Origin of the sequence: Curtobacterium sp. B18, from assembly GCF_000333375.1 — a bacterium.
Lineage (GTDB): Bacteria > Actinomycetota > Actinomycetes > Actinomycetales > Microbacteriaceae > Curtobacterium.
In genome coordinates this window covers 1-3,537 of sequence record NZ_BACZ01000409.1, presented here as the reverse complement: position 1 = coordinate 3,537, position 3,537 = coordinate 1, and the positions used below count along the sequence as shown (strand labels likewise).

Annotated in this window: 5 protein-coding genes; all 5 read left to right on the top strand. The window is 69.5% G+C overall.

All coding sequences use genetic code 11. The features are described 5' to 3' along the window. Positions 1-162: 162 nt before the first annotated feature. The 5 genes from I5E_RS11330 (at position 163) to rplI (ending at position 3,474) form a co-directional block, all read left to right on the top strand. Positions 163-1,599 (top strand): CCA tRNA nucleotidyltransferase, encoded by a 1,437-nt coding sequence (locus I5E_RS11330; protein WP_022907089.1) that lies wholly within the window; start codon positions 163-165, stop codon positions 1,597-1,599. A 161-nt stretch (positions 1,600-1,760) separates the two neighbouring features. Then, a complete protein-coding gene (rpsF, locus tag I5E_RS11325; RefSeq protein WP_022907088.1) occupies positions 1,761-2,132 on the top strand; it encodes a 30S ribosomal protein S6 in 372 nt (123 codons plus the stop codon). Between the two features lie 3 nt (positions 2,133-2,135). Beyond that, on the top strand, positions 2,136-2,702 hold the full coding sequence (locus I5E_RS11320; protein ID WP_022907087.1) for a single-stranded DNA-binding protein: 567 nt from the start codon (positions 2,136-2,138) through the stop codon (positions 2,700-2,702). 47 nt (positions 2,703-2,749) lie between these two features. Then, positions 2,750-3,007: a 30S ribosomal protein S18 gene (gene rpsR / locus I5E_RS11315; protein WP_017887834.1), complete on the top strand. Its 258-nt coding sequence runs from the start codon at positions 2,750-2,752 to the stop codon at positions 3,005-3,007. A gap of 14 nt (positions 3,008-3,021) precedes the next feature. Beyond that, positions 3,022-3,474, top strand: a complete 453-nt coding sequence (gene rplI, locus I5E_RS11310; protein ID WP_022907086.1) for a 50S ribosomal protein L9 — start codon at positions 3,022-3,024, stop codon at positions 3,472-3,474. Positions 3,475-3,537: the final 63 nt, after the last annotated feature.

Below are 3,537 nucleotides of genomic sequence, written 5' to 3'. Positions count from 1 at the left end.
GACGCGGCGGCGGCGAGCGTGTGCGGAAAGATCTGCATGCGAAGGGGCCCACTGGGTCGGTCCGGGCCGTCCACGAGTGTATGAGGCCAGACCATGAACGCTCCCGTGCGCGCGGACGTTGTGGAGAACTCGGGCCTTCGATCTGGGAGGATGAGGACCGTCATGCAGTCCGTTGCCCAGGCCGTCGAGCGACTCGACGCACTCGCCGCCACCGAGCCCGTCGCCCTCCTCGCTCGGGCCTTCGCCGACGCCGGACACGAACTGGCGCTCGTCGGGGGACCCGTCCGCGACGCCTTCCTCGGTCGTGCCGTCACCGACCTCGACTTCACCACCGACGCCCGCCCGGACGACATCCTGCGGATCGTCGAGCCGATCGCGAACAAGACCTGGGACGTCGGTCGGCAGTTCGGGACCATCGCCGCGCGGGTGGCTGGTGAGCAGGTCGAGATCACCACGTACCGCAGCGACGTCTACGACGGCGAGACCCGCAAGCCCGAGGTCGCGTTCGGTGACACCATCGAGGACGACCTGCTCCGCCGGGACTTCACCGTCAACGCGATGGCGCTCCGCCTGCCCGCCCGGGAGCTCGTCGACGTGCACGGCGGCGTCGAGGACCTGCTCGCCGGACGGCTGCACACGCCGCAGGCCGCGCGGGTGTCCTTCCGCGACGACCCGCTGCGGATGATGCGCGCGGCCCGGTTCACGGCACAGCTCGGCTTCACCGTCTCGGACGAGGTGCGTGAGGCCATGACGGACCTGGCCGGGTCGATCGACATCGTGTCCGCCGAACGCGTCCGTGACGAGCTGGTGAAGCTGCTGGGCACCGACGCGCCGGTCGACGGCATCCGACTCCTCGTCGACACGGGTCTGGCCGAGCGGTTCCTGCCGGAGCTCCCCGCGATGCGGCTCGAGATCGACGAGCACCACCACCACAAGGACGTCTACGAGCACTCGCTGACCGTGCTCGAGCAGGCCATCGGGTACGAGGCCGAGCGGCACGCGGGCGAGGCGCCGGACACCGTGCTCCGGCTCGCCGCCCTGCTGCACGACATCGGGAAGCCGGCGACTCGCAAGCTCGAGCCCGGCGGCGCCGTGAGCTTCCACCACCACGACCTGGTCGGCTCGAAGCTCGCGAAGAAGCGGCTCCGTGCCCTGCGGTTCGACAACGACACCATCGCCGCCGTGTCGCGCCTGATCGAGCTGCACCTGCGGTTCTTCGGCTACACCGAGGGTGCCTGGACCGACTCCGCCGTCCGACGCTACGTCCGGGACGCGGGCGACCAGCTCGAGCGGCTGCACGAGCTGACGCGCTCCGACGTGACCACCCGGAACCGCCGGAAGGCCGACCGGCTCGCCTTCGCGTACGACGACCTCGAGGACCGCATCGCGGAACTCTCCGAGCAGGAGAAGCTCGACTCGATCCGACCAGACCTCTCCGGCGACGACATCATGCGCATCCTCGACATCCCGCCGGGCCGTGCCGTCGGCGAGGCCTACCGCTTCCTCCTCGAGGTACGGATGGACGAGGGGCCCCTCGGTCCCGACGACGCCGAGGCGCGCCTGCGCGACTGGTGGGCCGCCCGCGACGCGACCGCCTGACGGGCGCGAGCGGTTCTCCACAGGCGGTGGCGCGCCTCCAGGCCGTCCGCTAAGCTTGCCGGGTTGTCCGCGCACGCACTCTGCGCTGCCGGGCACATGCATCAACCCTCCTGCCCCGAGAACTGCTCGGGGCCGCTGAGACCAGAGGAGGTGGGTTCCGCATGCACCAGTACGAACTGATGGCGATCCTCGACCCCGAGATCGACGAGCGCACCGTCGCTCCCAGCCTGGACAAGTTCCTCGCTGTGATCCGCAACGACGGTGGCACCGTCGACAACGTGGACGTCTGGGGCCGTCGTCGTCTCGCCTACGAGATCGCGAAGAAGTCCGAGGGCATCTACGCCGTCGTGGACTTCACGTCCACCCCCGAGGCCGCCAAGGAGCTGGACCGTCAGCTCGGTCTCTCCGAGGCCGTGCTCCGCACGAAGGTCCTCCGCGCTGAAGAGGGCATCGCGCAGGTCGCCGCCCAGAAGCAGCGCGACGAGGCCCGCGCGGCCCGCAAGGCCGCCAACGCGACCGCGAGCGCCGAGTAACCCGTGGCCGGCGAAACCGTCATCACGGTGGTGGGCAACCTCACCGCGGACCCGGAGCTGCGCTACACGCAGAACGGGCTCGCCGTGGCGAACTTCACCATCGCGTCGACTCCTCGCACGTTCGACCGTCAGGCGAACGAGTGGAAGGACGGCGACGCGCTGTTCCTCCGTGCGAGTGTCTGGCGCGAGTTCGCCGAGCACGTGGCGGGCTCGCTGACGAAGGGCTCGCGCGTCATCGCGCAGGGTCGCCTCCGTCAGCGCTCGTACCAGGACCGTGAAGGCCAGCAGCGCACGAGCATCGAGCTCGAGGTCGACGAGATCGGCCCCTCGCTCCGATACGCGACCGCGCAGATCACCCGTGCTGCGGGTGGCTCCGGCGGCGGTCGTGGCCAGGTCGGTGGCGGCAACGCCCCGGCGGGCAACGGCGGCAACGGCGGCGGCTGGAACAACGGTGGCGGTCAGTCGGACGCACCCTGGTCCCCCCAGGGCGGCCAGCAGGGTGGCAACGCACAGTCGAACGACGTGTGGAGCACCCCGGGCGGCACGTACGACGACGAGACCCCGTTCTGATCCTCCGCGGTTCAACGGACACAACTTCCACTTCTTAAGGACAAACAATGGCTGGAAAGAGCACCGGCGACCGCCGGAAGCCTCGCGGTAAGGGCGGCAAGAACGCCGCTCCCGCGAAGTCGATCAAGGTCGGCGTCATCGACTACAAGGACGTCGCGACCCTTCGCAAGTTCATCTCGGAGCGTGGCAAGATCCGCGCCCGTCGCATCACCGGCGTCTCCGTCCAGGAGCAGCGCCTCATCGCCCGTGCCGTGAAGAACGCCCGTGAGATGGCGCTCCTCCCCTACGCCGGCTCCGGCCGCTGATCGGAGGTCGACACATGTCGAAGCTCATCCTCACCCACGAGGTCTCCGGCCTCGGTTCCGCCGGTGACGTCGTCGACGTCAAGAACGGCTACGCCCGCAACTACCTCATCCCCCAGGGCTTCGCTGTCGCGTGGTCCAAGGGCGGCGAGAAGCAGGTGGAGTCGATCCGGGCCGCGCGTACCGCGCGCGAGCTCGCCACCATCGAAGAGGCCCAGGACCTCAAGATGAAGCTCGAGAACGCGACCATCAAGCTGACCGTCAAGGCCGGCAAGGACGGTCGTCTGTTCGGCTCCGTCCGTCCGGGCGACGTCGCTGACGCCGTCCAGGCGCAGGGCGTCGGCTCGCTCGACAAGCGCAAGGTCGAGGTCCCCGCGACCATCAAGACCATCGGTGACCACGAGGCCACCGTGCGTCTGCGCGAGGACATCACTGCCGTGATCTCGCTCCAGGTCGTCGCCGCCAAGTAACACTGGCTGCGGTCTTCCGCTCAGGACGGGCGGGTCTCCTCCGGGAGGCCCGCCCGTTGTCAT